Origin of the sequence: Microbacterium sp. B19 (genome assembly GCF_000333395.1) — a bacterium.
GTDB lineage: Bacteria > Actinomycetota > Actinomycetes > Actinomycetales > Microbacteriaceae > Microbacterium.
On the sequence record NZ_BADA01000399.1, the window covers coordinates 1 to 3,432 of the forward strand.

General features: G+C 72.5%; 4 protein-coding genes. 2 read left to right on the forward strand and 2 right to left on the reverse strand.

Annotated elements, in window-relative coordinates; all coding sequences use genetic code 11:
• The first annotated feature begins 262 nt into the window (after positions 1–262).
• Entirely contained in the window at positions 263–727 is a 465-nt protein-coding gene (locus I5G_RS14245) for a histidine phosphatase family protein (RefSeq protein WP_022879656.1), read from the forward strand.
• 15 nt (positions 728–742) lie between these two features.
• Here the strand turns inward: I5G_RS14245 and I5G_RS14250 are convergent, their stop codons facing one another.
• On the reverse strand, positions 743–1,306 hold the full coding sequence (locus I5G_RS14250) for a TetR family transcriptional regulator (RefSeq protein WP_022879657.1): 564 nt from the start codon (positions 1,304–1,306) through the stop codon (positions 743–745).
• A 74-nt stretch (positions 1,307–1,380) separates the two neighbouring features.
• On the opposite strand from I5G_RS14250, the gene I5G_RS14255 reads away from it, so the two are divergent.
• Positions 1,381–2,139, forward strand: coding sequence for an SDR family NAD(P)-dependent oxidoreductase (locus I5G_RS14255; RefSeq protein ID WP_022879658.1), 759 nt, complete (start codon positions 1,381–1,383; stop codon positions 2,137–2,139).
• Positions 2,140–2,286: 147 nt separating this feature from the next.
• Here I5G_RS14255 and I5G_RS14260 read toward each other — a convergent pair whose 3' ends face one another.
• Entirely contained in the window at positions 2,287–3,291 is a 1,005-nt protein-coding gene (locus I5G_RS14260) for a LacI family DNA-binding transcriptional regulator (protein ID WP_022879659.1), read from the reverse strand.
• Positions 3,292–3,432: the final 141 nt, after the last annotated feature.

The following is a 3,432-nucleotide window of genomic DNA, read 5'->3' on the forward strand; positions in this document are numbered from 1 at the left end:
TCGCGCTGACCCCGAAAGAGCTCGACGCCGCAGACGAGTACGAAGTGTCGCTGTACGACCGGTCCTCGGTGGTGCTGCNGAGCGGCATCCGCGCCTGGGTCTACGTCGGCCACTGAGGCTCCTCCTCGCACGGGACACGCCGAGCGCGCCATCCCCGGTTTGCGGCGGGCCGCCGTCGATATCCTCGTCTCGGATGCCGGTTCGACCCTCGCGCCCCGCGCGCTCCGCGTCCGACTCCTCACGGCAGCGAAGCGGAGAGACGATGATTCAACTGATCCTTGCCCGGCACGCCAAGTCGGACTGGGCGGACGAGGGCGTCGCCGACCACGACCGGCCGCTCAACGACCGCGGACGCCGCGACGCGCCGGCGATGGCGCGATCGGTCCTGCGCCGGGGCGTGCGCCCCGAGGTCCTGCTCTCCAGCACCGCGGTGCGGGCCTCGAGCACGGCCGCCGCCTTCGCGGAGGAGTTCGAGGTCGACGTCACCGAGCAGTCCGAGCTGTACCTCGCCGACGCCGACACGCTGCTCGAAGCGGCGCGCGCCACCGGTGCGCGCGAAGTCATGGTCGTCGCACACGACCCAGGAATGAGCGAACTCGTCTCGCGCCTCGCGGAGCGCGACGTACGGATGGTCACGTCCGCGGTGGCGGTCTTCACGTGGCACGAGGGCGACTGGGACGACGTCGGCACGACCTCCCCGGACGAGTTCGAGCTCCTCACGCCCTGACGTCCGTCGGACTCCTCACACCGTCCCGCCGACGGCGAACGCGCGCGCGAGCACGTCCTCGGGCCGCCCGTCGTCGTGTTCGGCCCACCAGGTGAGCGCGGAGCTGGCGACGGCGGCGAGCGCGTGCGCCCGAACGACGGCGGCGAGTTCGCCACCCTCCGGGTCCTGGCTGGCGAGGAATCGGTGGATCTCGTCGGTGAGCGCCGTCAGACGGGGGTCGGCGCGAAGGTCGAGCGCCGGGGTGGCATGGATGACACGAAGCCTCCGGCGCGTCACCTCGATCTGGTCGTCGGGGAAGACCGACGCCGTCACGTAGGCCGATCGGAGCGCCGTGAGCGCATCCGCACCGTCGGCGCTCAGGGCCGCGCGGAAGCGCGCGACGAACTCGTCCAGGCCTCCCCACACGAGTGATTGCTTACTCGGGAAGAGCCGGAACAGCGAGCGCCGGCTGACGTCAGCTTCGCGCGCGATGTCGTCCATCGAGACCGCGTCGAACCCTCTCTCGTCGAAGAGGCGGAGGGCGACGAGCGAGACGGCATCCGGGGAGATCGTGCGTGGACGACCGAGGGAACGGGTCATGGCATCCTTTCGGCACTCAGTGCTATAACGGTGCTGACGCGCCTCGCGCCACCCGATCTCGAGGAGGAGTTCTCATGTCACCGTCAACCGCCGGACGTTTCGCCGACAAGACCATCATCGTCACCGGAGCCGGATCGGGCATCGGACGCGCCACGGCCCACCGGATCGCGCGGGAGGGCGGCCGCGTCGTCGCCACCGACGTGATCGCGGAGCGCCTCGAGGCCCTCGCCGCCGAGCTCGCCGGTCTCGATGTCGCCACCGTCGTCGGCGATGTCTCGTCCGCCGACACCATCGCCGCCCTCCTGGATGCCGCGGGCGACCGCGTCGACGGCCTCGCCAACATCGCCGGGATCATGGACGGCTTCCTGCCGCCGAGCGAGGTGGATGACGCGACGTGGGACCGCGTGTTCGCCGTCAACCTCACCGCGCCGATGCGCCTCACCCGCGCCGTCCTGCCGCGCATGATCGAGGCGGGCGCCGGATCGATCGTCACCGTCTCGTCGGAGGCGGGCCTTCGCGGCTCGGCGGCCGGCGTCGCCTACACCTCGTCGAAGCACGCCGTGGTCGGGTTCACGAAGAGCGTGGCGTTCTTCCACGGCCCGCAGGGCATCCGCGCGAACGCGGTGGCTCCCGGCGCCGTCGCGACCAACATCGAGGCGCCGATGCGCAGCGACTACGCCGGGTCGCGGATCGGCCCGCTCATGCAGGTCGTGATTCCGCCGATGGCACAGGCCGAACAGCTCGCGGCGGCGATCACGTGGCTGCTCAGCGACGACTCCGCCAACGTCAACGGCGCGATCCTCCCGAGCGACGGCGGCTGGTCCGCGATCTGACGCGCCCCAGCGGCGGTGCCGCGAGGCGCCGCCGCCCCGCCCGTCGAGTGTCCAAGACACGCCGTTCGCACCCGCGCGCATACGGCGTGTCTTGGACTCTCGATCTCGGCACACGGGCACCGAGCGCGCGCGGCAGCGACCAGCGCGTCAGCGCACGACGAGGCGCGGGACCACCAGCCGGTGCGCCGCGCCCGCCGTCGTGGGGCGCGGGGCGACGACCGTGCCCTCCTCCCCCATCAGCAGATCGAGGGCTCCGGATGCCACGCGCTCGGGCAGCTGCTCGACGCTGGAGAGCCCGAGCGCCTCGGCGGCGGGGGTGTTGTCGAAGCCAATGACGGGGATGTCCGCGCGCCCGGCGACCGTGGTGGCCAGGTGCGCGCCGATGGCGAGCGAGTCGCTCGCGCACACGATCCCATCCACGTCGGGGTCCCGGGCGAGGCCCTCGGCGATCACGTCGCGGGCGAGCGCGACGCTGTCCTCGACGACCCAGCGCGGACCCGCGGCCGCGCCGACACTCTCGCGCCAGCCGCGCTCGCGCTCGTCGCCGGTGCCGGATCCGGTGGGCCACCCGAGGAAGGCGACGCGACGGGCACCCCCGTCCCGCAGATGCTCGGTGGCCGCGCGCGTCCCGGCGGCGCCGTCGACATCCACCCACAGGTGCGCGGGAGCGGCGACGTCGTCCTCCCCCCACGGACGCCCGAACGACACGAACGGCAGCCCGCGCTCGTTCAGCCACCCCGTGCGCGGGTCGCCGTGGAAGGTGCCGGTGACGACGACGGCATCCACTTCTCCCCCCTCGAGGAGATCGCCGAGGCGGTCGATCTCCTCCTCCGCGGTGCGCGCGGCGTAGAGGAGCACCCGCATGTCGCGCTCGCTCGCGCGCTCGGTGAGGGCGTGGACGAAGCGGTCGAGCACGACGCCGGCGATGCCACCCGCGTAGGGATCGAGGTGGATGCCGATGGTCGAGCTGCGGCGCGTGCGCAGGCGCCGCGCGGCCGCGTGCGGGCGATAGCCCAGCTCGGCGATCGCCGCCTCGACCCGGATCCGCGTCGCCTCGCGCACGATGCCGGGGGTGTTCACGACGTTCGACACCGTCTGCCGCGAGACCCCCGCGACGCGCGCGACGTCCTCGACGGTAGGGGCTTTCGTCATCCCGTCCTCCCGGTGTCTCGACGGTCATCGTAGGTCTGGCGCGACGGCTTGACAGCGCGGCCCGCCGCTCCGTACTTTAGTCGGACCGGAGTTTGAACGTTCAAACTACCGGCCCTCCGGGCACCCGCGGAGGGTCGCATG